Origin of the sequence: Dokdonella sp. (genome assembly GCF_041395345.1) — a bacterium.
Taxonomy (GTDB): Bacteria; Pseudomonadota; Gammaproteobacteria; order Xanthomonadales; family Rhodanobacteraceae; genus Dokdonella.
In genome coordinates, this window is the sequence record NZ_JAWLAR010000013.1 from 47,289 (window position 1) to 62,905 (window position 15,617).

A 15,617-nucleotide genomic window follows, 5' to 3' on the forward strand; every position below is an offset into this window, starting at 1 on the left:
TACCGGTTGACAGGCTTCCATCCGGCTTCGCGGCTCCAGCGAAGCCGGATGGTTGAGCCCGGAAATTCCGGGCCGGCACATGCCAGGCAAAGCGCCAGCGAAATCGCGTTCGCAGGAGCACTGCCCGCGCGATCATTCCTGGGCACCGCATGCACATGCGCCCGCATTTATCTGGCGGGCTCCGCGACATGACTTCTGGCCTGTTCTCGGCACGATTCTGCAAGCGCTCACGGGTGTCCACGGACACATGAAACTGTCCGCAAAGGCGTCCGAAAACGCATGCATGACTTAAGTCATGGCAACTTAATTCGTTGATCCTGCATCTCATTTACTGCAAGCGATGAAAACTTCCGGAGTGGCATGGTGCTTGCTCCCTCTAGTTTGCAAGACCCGCTTGCAGGAGAACCCCCATGAGTGCTCGCAAATCCGCAATCCGAAAATCCATGACAACCCTGGTCAGTGCAGCACTGCTCGCTGCCCTGAGTTTCAGCGCAACTGCGCAATCGACCGCCACGATCGCCGACACCACGCCGTTCCAGGCTACCCTGATGCCGACGATGAAGGTGACGGCCAACGCATCCGACCCCTCGGCGCCGCAGCGCTGGTATGTCTCGACCGCGAAGCCGGTACGCGTGACCCTGTTGCCGGCCGTCACGGTAGGCCTCGACACCGAAGCATTGGCCGTCTTCACACTGCCGACCGTGACCGTGCTGGCCGATATCGACCAGGCTCAGGCGTACCCGTCGGTTCTTGTCTCCGTCGCGATGCTGCCGACTGACGACTCGTTCGCGCTGGCCGACTAGCCCGCGCGGAAAACGTCGGCGGGCATGCCCGTTGACCTCGGGCGGCGCATGGCTGCGACGCCCGTAAGGAAGGACTGCTGCACTAGGGTGCGAGGACAGGGCGGCGGACACCCGAGCCTGCTGCCGTCCTTGGCATCGACAGGGTCCGGTCGCGGTCAATGAAGTTCGAGGCTGAGAAACGTGGTTTGCCAACCGGACTCGCGGTCAGCCTTGATTGACAGGCGAGGCCTTCCAGCACAATTCAGGGCCGAGCCCCGCGACCGCAGATAATCCGGCCGCGCCAGTCAGTCGGCCGCCAGCCGCGCGACACCCGCGCTGGCGAGTTCACTGAGCCCGGTTCCACCAGCCCGATGGTAGGCGATGAGTTGACTGCGCATGCGCGGATCCCAGAATTTCCTCAGGTGCTCGGCGACACCGGCGACGCCTGCCTCGCGATCCGGGTCGGAGGCGAAGTAGCTGGAAATATCATTGGCCATTGCGACCAGGCGCTGTACGTCCATGATTCAGCTCCCGGCCTGGCCGATGCGATCCGGATGGGTATAGATGACATGGCTGGTGGCCCGCGCGAACCCGATCAGGGTGACGCCGGTCGACTCCGCCAGGTGGATGGCCAGGGCCGTCGGCGCCGAAATCGCGACCACGAGGCTGATGCCGACAGTCGCCGCCTTCTGCACCATCTCGTAGCTTGCGCGACTGGTCAGTACGAGGAAACCTCCATCCACTGCAACCGCACGCTTCGCCATCGCGCCGATCAGTTTGTCGAGCGCGTTGTGCCGACCGACATCTTCACGCACGAGCATCAGGTTCCCACCCGAATCGGCCCAGGCTGCGGCATGGGTCGCGCCGGTGCGACTGTTCAGGGGTTGTGCGGAATCGAGTGCAGCCAGTGCCCTGTGCAGATTTGCACCGGGTACCATCGGTCCCCTCCCCACCCGGGGCGGATGTCGTACGACATCTTCGAGCTGCTGGGTTCCGCAAAGTCCGCAACTGCTGCGCCCGCTCAGGTTGCGCTGGCGTTGCGCGATGGCCTCGACGCGTGCTTCGGGTATGCGCACGGAGAGCTCGAAGCCTTCAAGACGCTGATGCACACTCACTGATTCGAATTCTTCCGCCGATTCGATGATGGCTTCGCTGAGACTGAATCCGAGCGCGAAGTCTTCCAGATCCATCGGCGTCGCCATCATGACAACGTGGGCATGGTCGTTGTAGTGGAGTGCAAGCGGAATCTCGCTGGCAATCCAGTCCTCGTCGTGAACGTTCTGGCCGAGATGGAATCTCTCGACGGGCCTGCGCACGCTGACGGCTTCGCCATCATCGGGGATCGGACTGTTCGACAGGGTAGATCGGGATTGCATGCTGCTTGCCCGCTTCGTGCTGAAGTAAACAATAGCAGGCCTCCAGCCCGAAGTTTCAGTCCCAGGCGCGGACTAGTGCGGACGCGGAGCGTATCCCTTGTCGAGCAGAGGCAAGGCGCACAGGGCAAGCACGGCAAACAGGCCGCCGACCATGAACGTGACCGGAGCACCCTGAAAATCCCACAGGGCCCCGGCGAGTACGCTGGCGGCAAGCAACGCGATGCCTGCCACGAGGCTGAACACGCCGAAGCCGGTGCCGCGCCAGGCGGCCGGTACGGTATCGGCGATCATCGCCGAGAGCAGTCCCTGGGTCAGCCCCAAATGCAGACCCCATAGTCCTGCACCGACAAACACGGCAAGCGCCCCGCTGGCCCAGGCCAGCACCGCATCGGCTGCGATCAGCACCAGCACGCCGGAAGCAAACAGTCCACGACGCGTCCAGCGATCGGAGAGCGCACCCACCGGCCACGCCGATGCCGTGTAGACGAGGCTCATAACGACCAGCACCAGCGGAACCATGGTGTTCGACAGGCCCAGTTGCGACCCGCGCAGGATCAGGAATGCTTCACTGAATCGCGCCAGTGACAACAGCCCGCCAAGCACGACCACCATCCAGAATGGGCGTCCCAGGCTGGCCAGACCGGCGCGCGTGATCGGCAAGCGTGCCGCACGCTGTGTGCTCGCAGGTTCGCGCACCACGAACACGATCAGGGCAACGGCAATGATTCCAGGCAGCACGGCAAACCAGAGCACGCTGCGAATGTCGCCCAGAAACAGGGCCATCAGACCGACCGCGAGCAAGGGGCCAACTACGGCGCCAACCGTGTCCATCGATTGGCGCATGCCATAGGCCGCCCCGCGCACCTCCTGCGGCGTCACATCGGCAATCAGCGCGTCGCGCGGGGCGCCACGGATGCCCTTGCCGAAACGATCGAGCAGGCGCGCGGTGAGCACGGTGCCCACCGAGCCGGCCAGTGGAAACATGGGTTTTACTATCGCAGCCAGCCCGTAGCCGAGCAGCACCAGCGGTTTGCGGCGTCCGAATGCATCGCTGATGTAGCCCGAGAACACCTTGGTGATCAGAACCAGGGCTTCAGCCGCACCCTCGATTATTCCGAGGACCAGTGCACTTGCCCCGAGGCCTCCAACCAGAAGCACCGGCAGCAACGCATGGACCATTTCCGAGCCCATGTCGGTGAACAGGCTGACGAAGCCGAGCGCCCAGACGCTGCGGGGAATTGGCGGTCGCGCCGCTGCTGTCCGGGTCATTCGGAGTGCCAGGTGCTGCCGTCGGACATGACGGCCTGAAGGTCGATCCCGGATCTTCCGGGAGAGTAGCTCACGAGTCTCTCCGGTTGCGCCATTTCGTCTCCGCCGCCGTAATGCGATTGGGTAGTCAGGCGCAAATCAGGGAGATCCACAATGCCCGGACTTCCCGGACCGACAGTCCTGCTCGTGGTGAGTCCATCGACGCGCTCAATGAAGATATCGAAAGCATTCCACACAGGGTTCAACCAGTATCCGGACAGTGAAGGAGTGCAGGATCGCGCTGCGTTCGAGCTTGGAGACATCATAGTCGAGGATGACTTCGATATCGTGCTTGTCGAATCAGTCCATCGGCGGAATGAATGTCGTGGCTCTGCCAGGACTCATTCCGCGGCTTCAACCGTCAGCCGCTCGCCGCAACAGTGGCAGTAGCGCGCCTCGGCAAGGTGCTCGCGCTCGCCGCATCGCGCACAGGAATCCGTGGAATCGATGCGGCGCGAGGCGCGTTTTTCCATCCCGGACTGGATCAACTGGGCACCGAAGATTCCGGTCGGCACGGCAATGATTCCGTAGCCGATCAGAACGATCATCGAGGTGATGACCTGTCCCAGCGGCGTAACCGGAACGATGTCGCCGAAACCCACCGTGGCCATGGTCACGATGGCCCAGTACATGCCGCGCGGAATGCTGGTGAATCCGTGCTCGGGGCCTTCAACCAGATACATCACGGCGCCGAACACCACGGTGATCAGGACCACGAACAGGACGAACAGACCGATCTTGCGTCGGCTGGAGTGCAGCGCACGCATGAGCTCGGATCCTTCCTTCGAGAATTCGACCATCTCGAGGATGCGAAATACGCGCAGGATGCGCAGCACGCGAATCACGAGCAAATGATCTGCACCCACGACGAATACGCTGATATAGGTTGGCAGCGCAGCGAGCAGGTCGATGACACCGTAAAAACTCAGTGCATAGCGCAACGGCCGGCGCACGATGCTGAGGCGAATCAGGTACTCGATCGAAAACAGGATCGTGAAGACCCATTCCGCCGCATAGAAATACGTGCCGTAGCGAACGTGCAACAGGGCGACGCTGTCGAGGATCGCAATGAGCACGCTGACCACGATCGCGATGAGCAGGACCACATCGAAGCGGCGCTCATCAGGTTTGTGATGCTGGAACATCAGGCGGAACAGGTAGGCACGCCATCCATCCTTCTGGATCGGGCGCAGATTGGGTTCCAACCACTCCGGTGGTGACATGCGGTATCGGGCTCCTGTACAGCCGTGGCCATCCCGCGCCGGCTCCACTCCGGCGCCCGTGGGCGGCAGAAGGATAGCAGCCGATTCGACTGCGTACAGGCCTGCCTGATCCGGAAATCCTCCGGATAGCGCGAGTCAGGGCGCTGGCGGATCAGGTTTGCGATCTTGACGAGATGGCCTGAACGAAGCCGAATAACGTGCCATTGTCGACTCAGGCGATTGGATTGCGGTGCCGGGCACGCATCGGTGCGGCCGTGGAAATTCAGTGTCCGCCGATGCAGACGCGCCGACTCGATGAGCAACGCAACAGGATGGGCCTTCTGCCCGCGCAGTCAGGAACGCTGTCAATGGCCAGGTCATAGCGCTGGCGGCGAATCGAGCGAACCACGCGAAACCATGACCACGGATGCAGCCAGGCAGAGCGTGGCAACTCGAAGGCACTGTTGAAGTTCGGAAAGTCGGCGAATACCGCTGCCGAGCCTTGTCCGGACACGATTGCATCGACCTGGGCGCCGGGATAGTCGCGATGGAGTGCGGCCAGAACAGGAGTCAGCATGATCAGTTCCGCGACCGTGTGCTGAGGCAGACACAGAACGATCCGATGGATACCGGCGCGCGGAATCGCGGCTGTCAGCGCATTGGGCGACGCGTCCACGCACAAGGCAGGCAAGTATCCAGGATTCAGGGTTCGGCTGCTCAGCTGGACCGGCGTTCGCCGGCGCCATCGGCCGATCAGGTCCGGCCGCCGTATCCGCCATGATGCGGACGGCATCATGATGCGACCTGCGACGAAGCGATCGCGGTGCAAGCCGCCAGCCTCTGCGTGTTCAGAGTGATCTGGCGCATGGTCTGGACCCGCAGGTGAACTGGCGCGCGGCAAGATTGAGGAAATGCATGGAAAGGACTCCGATTGGAGGCCGCACGATAGGACCTGGCCTGTTAAGAAGCCCTCACGGGAGCATGAAGGTTTGAAGTGCCGAGGCCTGGCCGTTACAGCCGCTACCGTCACGGAATTGCCATCAGCGACGAATCGCGACGCCGATGCGAACCGACTCAGGGGGTTGGTGAGTCATCGGATCCGAGGATCCGATAGCACCGACGCAAGACCATGCGATGCATCCACAAGAGAGCTGCACGCCCGGCGCACGCGGTCACGATCGCCGCAACGGCAGTCCAGGAACCCAATTTGATCTGACCCGAGCAAGACACGCCTGTTGTCTCGCACTCGACCATGTGCGGCCGTTCTGTGCCCCTCGACCAGAAGGAACGCGTGCCATGCAACTCGCGGCGCTTCACGGCGTTCCCGCAAGAGCAGTTCTGGCCTGACTGGATACTCAGGCTGGCGTCATGGCGACTCTGGGCGCTGTCCGTATCAGCCACACGGCGAACAGCGCCGCGGTCAGGTACATGATCAGCGAGTAGATCGCGGATGCGATCGCGGCTTCGGGCATCGACAGCACCTGCAGGGCGATGTACATCGACAGCGTGCTGTTGTGTATGCCGATTTCGTAGCCGATGGCGATGGCTTGCGGGCGCGGCAACTGCGCAAACCGTGCTGCACCGTAGCCGCTGCCCAGGCTGACCAGGTTGAACGCCAGGCAGGCCAGGCCGACGATCGGGGCGTACTTGAGGAACGACGCCCACTCGGAAGCGACCGTCAACACGATCAGTGCCGCAAGAATCAGGGTCGACATGACCCGGATGGGACGTTCGGCCGCTGCAGCCCAGCGCGGACGCCAGTGACGCACGCTCATGCCGATGATCACCGGAGCAATCACGAACACCGCAACCTCGATCACCTTGCGTGTCGGTGGCGGAACCACGCCCTCACTGCCGAGGAATACCTGCATTCCAAACGCAGCCCAGAGCGGTATCGTGACCAGGGCAATCAGACTGTTTATCGCCGTCAGACTGACATTCAGCGCGATGTCGCCACGAGTGAGGTGGCTGAACAGGTTCGCGGTGATGCCACCTGGCGAGATCGCCAGCAGAACCATGCCAAGGCCCAGCTCGCCCGGAAGATCGAATGCCCGCGCCAGCAGAAATGCGACCGGGGGAAGAGCCAGCACCTGGATCACCAGAGCCAGCATGACCGCTTTCGGCATCGCGAGGACGCGGCGAAAATCGGCGATACCCAGATGCAAACCCAGGCCGATCATGATGGTGCCAAGGGCCAGCGGCAGAAATACGGTCAGCAGCGGATTGTCGGCCATCGGCAACTCCTGATTGGAAAGCCAAGACTATCAGTTCGCCTCCTTGCATTCGGCAACACGGATTGCGCAATTCCTGCGCAGCTCGAATGGAGTGGAAATCCGCCGTGAATGGCCGATTGCCGAAGAAGTGGCGAGAATGGGATTGCACTCGACGACGGCAATTCGCTGCCAGTCATGGGCGATGCTGCGCCGGCTTCCAAAATCAGTGATCAGCGCCTTCATTTCCCCGATTTCCGGGACCTGCGTCTTGATGATGCCGATTGCCAGCTCGCGTGCGCGCGGATCGGAAACCCTTGCCGCTTGCTGGCCAGCATGGCGATCGTGTGAAGTGGAGTCTTCGCTTTCATGCCGGAAACATCGTCAATGGTTTCCTGATCCGTGCCCCGTTCCAGAGTCCATTGGGCTGCGGTTCCGTGTTGCTCGCGTAGGGTCTGGCGATCTTTTCATCGATCGCGGGGAAACCAGCATGACGACAGCACGACACTTCAGTTCCGTTCTTCTTGGCAGTTGCTTCCTCGCCGGAAGTGCGATGGCGGCGAATATCGTGACTGCGCCGCAAGGTGGCGTTGCCCGCTGGGCGGGCATGGCGGCAAGCGAATGCGGCGTCTATGGCAAACGTTACGCTGCGGTGGATGCGGTCTGCTATTTCCCTGTCGATATCCAGACTAAGCCCGGCACCCACGAGATCGCATTATGGGATCAGGATGGCAAGCAACACATGGGCACGCTTAGAGTCGAGAAAGCGGAGTTTCCGAAAGTCGAGATGGAGCTGCCCGAGAGCCTAGACCGCTTTCTCAATCCATCCGATGAGCAGACCAAGCGCGCACTGGCGGAGCGTGTCGACATCGAGAAGATTCTGGATGGCAGCGACGGTCCCGCTCTATTCTCTTTGCCGCTGGGCGAGCCCGCAGCGAGCCTGCCAAAAAGCGCCGACGATTTTGGCAGCGAACGCCTGTTCAACGGAGAGCATGAAAGTCTGCACAGCGGACGTGATTATCCGGTGGGCGCCGGCAACGACGTCAAGGCCGTAGCCGATGGCAAGGTAGTGCTTGCCGCAGATCACTTCTACGCTGGAAATTCAGTCTATGTCGATCATGGCGACGGTCTGGTCAGCATGAATTTCCATCTGGACTCGATCTCGGTGAACGCAGGCGACGAGGTCAAGCGCGGACAGACGCTGGGCACGATCGGAGGCACGGGACGCGCCACCGGTCCGCATCTGCATATCGGTTTGCGCTGGCTCGGCAAGCGCGTCGATCCTGCGTTGCTGTTCGACAACCCGACCACATTGCCCTCGGTCAGCGATACCCACGCGGAAGCAGAAGCGAAGATCGAGAAGGCCGAGCAGGCCGAGCCCGATGAAGGCGAAGGGTCGATTGACGACTGACTCCATTGCGCGTCGCCAGGGTGTTCGCCTGCCTGTCACGCAAACAGCAGCAGGATAGCGATCGAATCCCGCGAGTTCCGGATACCATCGGAAATCGACGCATGCGGGCAACCGAGCACACTACCGTTGTGGCGGCCGACCAGCGATGCTGCGTGCCAGTGCCAGACGAATTGCCCGGGCGCAAGTCAGGCGCCGAAAACGAGCCGACCTGGAAAGCGCCAGCTTGCGCGATTCGACCGGGATACAGCTTCAGTCGAACCGACCATCGAAGATGAGATCGAAACGCGCACGCACCAGACTGACGTAATCGTTGCCCGTGGCGTTGTCTTCGAAGAAGGTGCGGCCAAGGATCACCATGCTGCCATCGGATTCATCGTGGCCGATCGCGTGCATCTGGTTGTAGTCGCCAAGCTGGCCCAACCCTTCCGGATCGGAAATCGTGTAGCTGTTCCATCCATCGTGGCCGAAGCGCGGGTCCAGGTCGCCATTCGGGAATGTCCGAATCAGCGTGTACTGCGTGCGGTGAGTCAGTGGTGCGCTGAACGGAAATGCGATCGAACCGATCAGGATGCGGTGGTTGGGAAGGATCACGACGCTATCGCGTTGTTCGAAGAACGGATAAATGGATGGTTGGCCGGAAAGTTGATGGAATTTCAATCCGGTTTCCGCGACGACCTGGCCACCCGCGTCGAGCCGTGTGACCAGGACGCAACAACTGTTGCTGCCATTGCTCGCCTTGCCCACCACCACGAGGCTGCCATCGATATCGAGCGCCATTGCATTGGCGATCAAGCCATTGAATCCGGATGGTGGTGCCAGGTCGACGAGGCCATTGTCACCCCAGGCGGAATCCGGCAGGCCGCTCGGCAGAAGTTGCGCGACGACAAGATTGGGTCCGCTGCTGTTGCCTCGCGATCCAGCGACCAGGATGCGCCCATCCGGGCGAACCGCAAGCGCGTTGAGTTCGCGTGCACCATTCGTCGAAGGCAGGTCGATTTCGACACTGCCGTCACTTCCGAAACCGACGTCAGCCGCACCATTCGGGCCGAAACGATAGACCTTGACCTGCTGTCCCTCGCGACCGGCCAGCACGAAACGCCCCGAAAGATCGCGCGCCAGCTCGGCTGCGGAAAAACCATCCTTCGGCATCGCGCCCATGCCAAAGCCGGGAGCCAGCGAGCCATCGTCGAGGACGTGTCGCAAACAGCCACTCGACCACAGATAGACGCCACCCGCATGGTCGGCGACCAGTCGCGCGTTCCGCTTCTGACCGCATCCGGGCAAGGTGATGCGCCCTGTGCCATCCGTTCCAAACATCGGATCGGCCGAGCCATCCCTCCAGGCGCGACCCAGCCAGACACTGCCATCGTCAAGTGGCGCAGCCCACAGCAAGCGGCCATCGGCGAATACAACAAGGTCGCCGGTGGGTTGCGCGGCATTGCCCGGAGTCTGCTGAGGACGGACCAGCGCAATCTGTCCGTTCTTGCCGAATACGGGATCGGCATCGCCATCGAGCGCAAGCGCTTCCTGGGCGAACAAGCATGCAAGCAGCCCCAACGCCAGACTCAAGAAGCGCATATCCGGTTTCCGTCCTGTCCAGGGGGGTGTCTGATCGAACTGATCCCGGTGAGTACCGCCCGAGCGAACAATGGTTGCATGCAACGCTCGAACCGGACAGGGCCGGCACTGGGACACGACCTGATCCGGATCGCCCTCGCGATCACTCGTGCAAGCGGCCCTGCAAGCTGAATGGCCAGGAAGATACCTGCGCCGTGGCCCCAATGTCCCCTCTCATGGCCAAACTTCGCGTCGTTGCATGATGTGAGCCCGATCCCGGTTTTCAGCCTGCGGGCTGACTTTCCGCGACACGCGTCCTCGCCCGGATCGCGCGATTTCCGGATTCACGGTTGCGCGAGATGGACATTGGGCGGAATATCACCCGGTTAGTACTTGCCGAATCGGCTGAACAGGAACAAATCCGCGAGTCTCGTTGACAGTGCATCGCTGCCAGGCAGGAGAGCTCGGCTTTGCTTTTCAATATTCATCAGCAGGAGAAACCATGAATTCGCGACACTTTTCATTGCATGCCGCTCGAAGCCGCACCACCCCGTTGGCAAGCGCGCTGGCCCTGACCTTGCTTTCTGGCATGGCCGCAACCGCTTCCGCCTCCAGCGTTACGGTGCTCGATCTCGCCCGGGCACTGTCCGGCGCTTCAATGGGCAATACCACGGCATCCACGCCGGCGACTGATTCGGCTTACTACACGATCGTCTTCAAGGAAGCGGCGCTGGCCACCTATGCCGGCGAAGTTCCCGGCCTCAGGGCGCCAGAACGGATTGTCAGGCAAGGCGTCACAACGTCCAAGCTTGATGTGAACTCTCCAGCCTCGCTCGCCTATGTCGCTCATCTCGAGAGCAGGCAGCAGACATTTATCGACGACCTCGCCAACACGTTGAATCGCCCGATCGAAGTCAGGGCGCGCATGCAGCACGCGTTGAACGCCGTGATCGTCCGCCTGACTGAGGCCGAAGCCGCCCAGGTCATGACGCGCGGCGACGTGATGCTCGTCGAGCGTGAGCACATGCTTGAACTGACCACCGATCGTGGGCCCGAATTTATCGGCGCGCCTTCGATCTGGAATGGCGACACCGCGTCCGGAGTCGACACCAGGGGCGAAGGCATCATCGTCGGCGTCATCGATACCGGCATCAATTGGCAGAGCCCTGCGTTCGCCGAGGTGGGGCCGATCGATGGTCACGTCTTCGTGAATCCGTTCGGCGCGGGCGTATATCGGGGCACCTGTCAGGCTGGCCAGCCTGACGCGGGTCGTTGCAACAACAAGCTGGTCGGCATATACAACTTCGCCACACCCGGCACGAGCGGCGAAGATACCGACGATCACGGTTCGCACACTGCAAGCACGTCGGCCGGCAACCGCTGGAACGCGACGTTCGCGGGTGGGCCGTTCGTGATCTCGGGCGTCGCCCCACACGCCAACGTCATTTCCTACAAGGCATGCACCACGGGTTGCTCGAGTTCGGCGACGTCGCAATCGGCCAACCAGGCCCTGGCCGACGGGGTCGACGCGCTCAACTATTCGATCAGTGGCGGCACCTCGCCCTGGGCGGATGCCACTTCGATCGCATTCCGCAACCTTGTCAATGCCGGAACATTCGTGGCCGCTTCTGCAGGAAACACCAGCACGTCGGTGCCCAATCCTCAGGGACAGGTCAACCACATGGAGCCCTGGGTCGAAACCGTCGCGGCCTCGACCCAGGACCGCATCATCGCTGTGAGCCTCGATCTGACCAGCGAGCCGGCGCCTCCACCGAATACGCAGGATGTTCCAATGCGACCCGGCGGCGCGCCGCTGCCGACGTCGAACATGGTCAATGTTCCACTGATCAAGAGTCCGACCTTCGCCAACGGGTCAACCGACGGCTGCTCGCCGTTTCCTGCTGGCACCTTCTTCCGCATGGACAGCCCGGCTGAACGGATCTACGACGACGGTTTCGACGGCGATCCGCAGCCGATCAACGAAGGTGCAGTAGCAGTGCTCCACCTTGACGGCACGGCCAGCTCCTGCGCCAGCGGCACGCGACGCGCAAATGCCCTGGCTGCCGGCGCCGTGGGCGTGATCTTTGTCGACGTCATCTACCTGAACCTGGGTGCCAACCTGACCTCGTGGTCCATGTTGATGAGCGACTGGAACAACATCGAGGCCGCCTACAATCCTGCGACGGCAACCATCTCGATCGATGTCACGGCCAGCGCATTCCCCTCGCAGGGCGACATCATCGCCGATTTCAGTTTCCGTGGCCCTCGCCTGGTCAGCAACCAGGGCATGATCAAGCCGGACATCACCGGACCCGGTGTTGACATTCTCGCCGCCGGTGCGGCAAGCGTGGTCGGCCCGAGCGGCGTCTACCTGAGCAACGGCACGTCGATGTCGAGTCCTCATCTGGCAGGTTCAGGCGCCCTCATGCGCGCACTGCATCCGGCGTGGACGGCAACGCAGATCAAGTCCGCACTCAACCTGAGTTCGAACAACTTCGGCGCGATCAACCAGGACGGCTCGCCGGTCCGGATCTGGGACTACGGTTCCGGCCGCGTGAACCTGACGGCTGCCGCCAAGGTAGGCCTGGTCATGGATGAGTCCACCGCGAACTTCGTGGCGGCAAATCCGGCCACGGCCGGTGACATCTCGACCTTGAACCTGGCCAACATCGCCCGGCGGAACTTCACCGGCGATACCGTGTTTACCCGCACGTTCCAGAGAGCGCGGGACGGGTCGCAGACCTACACGCTGTCCGTGACCGGATTCCCGGCAGGTGCGGTCGAGTTCTCGCCCACGTCGTTCACCATCGGCACCGGTGGCTCGCAAGTCGTCACCGTAACTGCACACGGTGCAATGCTGACGGCAGGCCAATGGAACATGGGTGAACTGACCCTGACACCGAGTGCCGGCGACGAGCCCAATCTGCATCTGCCGATTGCGCTGAGTCCGAACGCCAGCCCCGGCGTCGAGTAGCCAGTTGACCGCAATACCCTGAAACCGCGGCTTGCTCAATCTGCAAGCCGCGATCAGGCGCAAGAACCGAGGCGGGGGAAACCCCGCCTTTTCTTTTGTGACATCCGAGTGGGATGTCCGTCCCGAGAGACCAGGATCAAAGGGCGGATGTGGAATTGAACCATCTCGACAACAGCCTGTTTTTCAATCCCGGCAGTTCCGCCCGGGCACGGAGTTCATCCCTTGGACGAGATGGCCTTGCCGGCCCACCCGGCCGCCTTTTCTCCGAGCAAGGCACGCACTCGCGATAGCGCAGAGACCTGTCCGCGCGCGACAAGTCCTTTCATCATGACTCCCACTCGCAGTGCCAGCGCAAACAGGTTCACCGTCATCGCATCACTTCGACCAAACAGGACCGGGCAAATCAGCCGTGCGGCGAAGCGCAGATGGTGAAAGCGATAGCGTGGAAACAGCGCTGCGGCGTAACGCTGCGCGGCCAGAGCGGGTGACCGCCCACCCGACACTGCGCGGGCCGCGGAAATGTAGGCACCGATGATCTGTTGATCGCCCAATTCAGTCATTCGTCGAATGCCAACCCAGCAACATCGCCATCGCCCAAGAGCGTTCGGACCTTCCTGTTCTTCCCGGAGCATGGCCGCGAACATGCCGTAGTGGCGGGCTTCGTCCCGAGCCAACGCGACCAGCGCCGCTCGCAGAACGGGCGTTCGAGCGCCGTCCTTCAGCGTCCGGTAAAAGGTGCTGGCCAGCGCCTCCACCACGCAGCGTGCCACCAGTTCGTCCGCGATGGTGCCGCGTACCGAGCAGCCATCACAGGCGTGGTAGGGAACGGTCGCCCGATAGTGCTGCATCGCCGAGTCGAAATCGAAATCCGGGTCGGCGGCAACCACCAGATTCCGCAACAGGATGCCGTGTTGTCGCTCTTCCTGGTTCCAGCCTTCAATGGCTTCGCGCCAACGATGGTCTCGCGGCTGGAATACCGCATGGAGATACTCCGCGTAGTTGTCTGCTCGCGACTCGACCAGCGCCGTGGTCTTGAGAATGGCCAGCAAGCCGGGATCAGCCGCCAGCTCTGGACAACTTTGCATGCGGAAATCGGTCAGTCGCAAGGGTGAAGAAGCGGGTTTAAGGAATGACATGGCGCTATTTCCCCGGCTCGACGATCCGAGTCGTCGACAAGTTGCAGGCGACATTGCCGGCACAGGGAAATGCTGACGCTGCGATCGGGCACTGCAGGGTGCGGAACGTGGCCATTTCAGGGCATGGCAGTGTCAGCTCGGATCGCGGCGATGCGGACGCCAGGCGATTGGTGATTGCCAGACTCGAGCCTCGCCACTCACTCTCCCATCGTATCCGGCAAGGCGGGCGTGGCGGGTTCTGGCCGCCTTTCACCGACCAGGCGGTGAAAAGTGCTGATTGCGCAGTAGCTCTCCGCGTTCAGGGACGATGCGAACGTCCACGAACGAGATGCAAGCAGAGAAATATCACGCCCGAACACGCCACGCACAGCAAGCCTGCGACACCAACCAGAACGGGAAAAATGCCGGCCATTTCGTCGAAAGTCTTGCGGCCGGAAACAGTACTCAGCCCCCACCAGGCAAATGCAACACAAGCCACCGCCAGCACCAGCAAGGCCAGGGCAACTCCTCGTGCTTTCACTACAACCGCTCACCTGCCGGCAGATAGCGCCAACTTCCTTCCGGCATCTTGGCCAGGGCAACTCTTCCGATTCGGATCCGGCGAATGGCGATCACTTCCAGGCCCACCTGCTTGCACATGTCGCGCAACTGACCGCCCTGCACCGCCTTGATCGCAAAGCGCAAGCGAATCTCGTTCTGCCAACTGACCTTGCACGCGGGCAGCTCGCGTCCCTGATAGCTGAGGCCATGACAGAGACGGCGCAGACCCCATGGCGCGATGTCGCCGCTGACCTCGACGATGTACTCGTGCTCGATCTCGTCGCCGTCTTCGCTGAGTCGACGCCAGACACGACCATCCTGGGTCAGCACGATGAGGCCGCTGGCTTCGCGATCCAGCGGCACCAGTGGCGTGAGGCTGGCAAGGTGACGCTTGAGCCATCGAACGCCGCTGGAATCATTGGCCCATCGCGCAGCTGCGGTCACCAGAGCGGCCGCAGGCCTGGGCCCGCTGATCGCATCGAACCCCGCCGGCTTGTTGAGCAGGATCGTCGCCGGCTCGGGGGCAGCCAGCGTGGCTGCCGGATCGATCGACACCGATTCCTTCGTCACCTTGTGCTGCGGCCGGTCCATGACCACACCATCCACCGAGACCCAGCCACCCTCGACATAGCGCTCCGCGTCGGCACGCGAGCAGCCAGCAAGTTCAGCCACGCGTTTGGCCAGTCGAACGGGTTCGGTCATGATGGTGCTCGCGTTGGCTGGAGTGTGCAGTGTACTGGCCTGCCCTGGATCGTGCGTCTCGACAACACAGGATCACGAGTCCAGGATTGAAAGCAGACAAGCCACACCAACCGGAAGGCACTGCACATGGCTGGACTGCACTTGAGCCTTGCCGTCATTGGCCTGCTGCTGATGTTGGGGGGCTATCTGGACTGGGAGTTCCTTACGGATCCGCCGAAACTCATGGCGATCTGCTATTCACAGGCCTTCTTGCGCTTGATCTTCAGCCGGCACGCGATGAGGTGGGTCACGGCAATCGAAGGATTCCTGATCTTCATCGGATCATGCTGGGGCATGGTCAGGCTGCTGCAGGGCGGGTAGACAAGGTCGAACGTCGAACATGTTCGATCTGGAAGGCGGAACAGAGGAAAGGCTGTCCC

At 62.0% G+C, this 15,617-nt stretch carries 14 protein-coding genes; 4 read left to right on the forward strand and 10 right to left on the reverse strand.

The window, feature by feature from the left end; genetic code table 11:
• Positions 1 to 410: 410 nt before the first annotated feature.
• The gene (locus tag R3F00_RS12715; protein WP_371282163.1) at positions 411 to 803 is read left to right on the forward strand and encodes a hypothetical protein; all 393 of its coding nucleotides are present in this window, start codon (positions 411 to 413) and stop codon (positions 801 to 803) included.
• 284 nt (positions 804 to 1,087) lie between these two features.
• On the opposite strand, the gene R3F00_RS12720 is transcribed toward R3F00_RS12715, so the two are convergent.
• The 6 genes from R3F00_RS12720 to R3F00_RS12745 form a co-directional block, all read right to left on the reverse strand.
• The gene (locus R3F00_RS12720; RefSeq protein WP_371282164.1) at positions 1,088 to 1,303 is read right to left on the reverse strand and encodes a formate dehydrogenase subunit delta; all 216 of its coding nucleotides are present in this window, start codon (positions 1,301 to 1,303) and stop codon (positions 1,088 to 1,090) included.
• A 3-nt stretch (positions 1,304 to 1,306) separates the two neighbouring features.
• Positions 1,307 to 2,158 (reverse strand): formate dehydrogenase accessory sulfurtransferase FdhD, encoded by an 852-nt coding sequence (gene fdhD / locus R3F00_RS12725; RefSeq protein WP_371282165.1) that lies wholly within the window; start codon positions 2,156 to 2,158, stop codon positions 1,307 to 1,309.
• A gap of 72 nt (positions 2,159 to 2,230) precedes the next feature.
• Positions 2,231 to 3,427: an MFS transporter gene (locus R3F00_RS12730; RefSeq protein WP_371282166.1), complete on the reverse strand. Its 1,197-nt coding sequence runs from the start codon at positions 3,425 to 3,427 to the stop codon at positions 2,231 to 2,233.
• Positions 3,428 to 3,807: 380 nt separating this feature from the next.
• Positions 3,808 to 4,689, reverse strand: a complete 882-nt coding sequence (locus R3F00_RS12735; RefSeq protein ID WP_371282167.1) for an ion transporter — start codon at positions 4,687 to 4,689, stop codon at positions 3,808 to 3,810.
• Positions 4,690 to 4,951: 262 nt separating this feature from the next.
• On the reverse strand, positions 4,952 to 5,245 hold the full coding sequence (locus R3F00_RS12740; protein WP_371282168.1) for a glycosyltransferase family 9 protein: 294 nt from the start codon (positions 5,243 to 5,245) through the stop codon (positions 4,952 to 4,954).
• Positions 5,246 to 6,023: 778 nt separating this feature from the next.
• On the reverse strand, positions 6,024 to 6,902 hold the full coding sequence (locus tag R3F00_RS12745; RefSeq protein ID WP_371282169.1) for a bile acid:sodium symporter family protein: 879 nt from the start codon (positions 6,900 to 6,902) through the stop codon (positions 6,024 to 6,026).
• A 466-nt stretch (positions 6,903 to 7,368) separates the two neighbouring features.
• Between R3F00_RS12745 and R3F00_RS12750 the strand changes: the two genes are divergently transcribed.
• Positions 7,369 to 8,289, forward strand: coding sequence for a M23 family metallopeptidase (locus R3F00_RS12750; RefSeq protein WP_371282170.1), 921 nt, complete (start codon positions 7,369 to 7,371; stop codon positions 8,287 to 8,289).
• Positions 8,290 to 8,538: 249 nt separating this feature from the next.
• Here the strand turns inward: R3F00_RS12750 and R3F00_RS12755 are convergent, their stop codons facing one another.
• Complete coding sequence (locus R3F00_RS12755) at positions 8,539 to 9,867, reverse strand: hypothetical protein (RefSeq protein ID WP_371282171.1); 1,329 nt, start codon at positions 9,865 to 9,867, stop codon at positions 8,539 to 8,541.
• 481 nt (positions 9,868 to 10,348) lie between these two features.
• On the opposite strand from R3F00_RS12755, the gene R3F00_RS12760 reads away from it, so the two are divergent.
• Complete coding sequence (locus R3F00_RS12760; RefSeq protein WP_371282172.1) at positions 10,349 to 12,820, forward strand: S8 family serine peptidase; 2,472 nt, start codon at positions 10,349 to 10,351, stop codon at positions 12,818 to 12,820.
• A gap of 215 nt (positions 12,821 to 13,035) precedes the next feature.
• Here the strand turns inward: R3F00_RS12760 and R3F00_RS12765 are convergent, their stop codons facing one another.
• The 3 genes from R3F00_RS12765 to R3F00_RS12775 all read right to left on the reverse strand — a co-directional run bounded on the left by R3F00_RS12765 (position 13,036) and on the right by R3F00_RS12775 (position 15,198).
• Positions 13,036 to 13,956: a ferritin-like domain-containing protein gene (locus R3F00_RS12765; protein WP_371282173.1), complete on the reverse strand. Its 921-nt coding sequence runs from the start codon at positions 13,954 to 13,956 to the stop codon at positions 13,036 to 13,038.
• Between the two features lie 298 nt (positions 13,957 to 14,254).
• The gene (locus R3F00_RS12770; protein ID WP_371282174.1) at positions 14,255 to 14,476 is read right to left on the reverse strand and encodes a hypothetical protein; all 222 of its coding nucleotides are present in this window, start codon (positions 14,474 to 14,476) and stop codon (positions 14,255 to 14,257) included.
• Positions 14,476 to 15,198, reverse strand: coding sequence for an RNA pseudouridine synthase (locus tag R3F00_RS12775; protein ID WP_371282175.1), 723 nt, complete (start codon positions 15,196 to 15,198; stop codon positions 14,476 to 14,478). The genes R3F00_RS12770 and R3F00_RS12775 overlap by 1 nt, the downstream gene beginning before the upstream one ends.
• Before the next feature lie 126 nt (positions 15,199 to 15,324).
• Here R3F00_RS12775 and R3F00_RS12780 point away from each other — a divergent pair, with 126 nt between their 5' ends.
• Complete coding sequence (locus R3F00_RS12780) at positions 15,325 to 15,558, forward strand: hypothetical protein (protein WP_371282176.1); 234 nt, start codon at positions 15,325 to 15,327, stop codon at positions 15,556 to 15,558.
• The last annotated feature ends 59 nt before the right edge of the window (positions 15,559 to 15,617 follow it).

Excerpts from the sequence above, each read along its gene's own strand:
- R3F00_RS12775 (WP_371282175.1), bottom strand. The coding sequence starts at position 15,198 with ATGACCGAACCCGTTCGACTGGCCAAACGCGTGGCTGAACTTGCTGGC.
- R3F00_RS12735 (WP_371282167.1), bottom strand. The coding sequence starts at position 4,689 with ATGTCACCACCGGAGTGGTTGGAACCCAATCTGCGCCCGATCCAGAAG.
- R3F00_RS12720 (WP_371282164.1), bottom strand. The coding sequence starts at position 1,303 with ATGGACGTACAGCGCCTGGTCGCAATGGCCAATGATATTTCCAGCTAC.
- R3F00_RS12730 (WP_371282166.1), bottom strand. The coding sequence starts at position 3,427 with ATGACCCGGACAGCAGCGGCGCGACCGCCAATTCCCCGCAGCGTCTGG.
- R3F00_RS12755 (WP_371282171.1), bottom strand. The coding sequence starts at position 9,867 with ATGCGCTTCTTGAGTCTGGCGTTGGGGCTGCTTGCATGCTTGTTCGCC.
- R3F00_RS12740 (WP_371282168.1), bottom strand. The coding sequence starts at position 5,245 with ATGCTGACTCCTGTTCTGGCCGCACTCCATCGCGACTATCCCGGCGCC.
- R3F00_RS12765 (WP_371282173.1), bottom strand. The coding sequence starts at position 13,956 with ATGTCATTCCTTAAACCCGCTTCTTCACCCTTGCGACTGACCGATTTC.
- fdhD (WP_371282165.1), bottom strand. The coding sequence starts at position 2,158 with ATGCAATCCCGATCTACCCTGTCGAACAGTCCGATCCCCGATGATGGC.
- R3F00_RS12745 (WP_371282169.1), bottom strand. The coding sequence starts at position 6,902 with ATGGCCGACAATCCGCTGCTGACCGTATTTCTGCCGCTGGCCCTTGGC.
- R3F00_RS12750 (WP_371282170.1), top strand. The coding sequence starts at position 7,369 with ATGACGACAGCACGACACTTCAGTTCCGTTCTTCTTGGCAGTTGCTTC.
- R3F00_RS12760 (WP_371282172.1), top strand. The coding sequence starts at position 10,349 with ATGAATTCGCGACACTTTTCATTGCATGCCGCTCGAAGCCGCACCACC.
- R3F00_RS12715 (WP_371282163.1), top strand. The coding sequence starts at position 411 with ATGAGTGCTCGCAAATCCGCAATCCGAAAATCCATGACAACCCTGGTC.
- R3F00_RS12780 (WP_371282176.1), top strand. The coding sequence starts at position 15,325 with ATGGCTGGACTGCACTTGAGCCTTGCCGTCATTGGCCTGCTGCTGATG.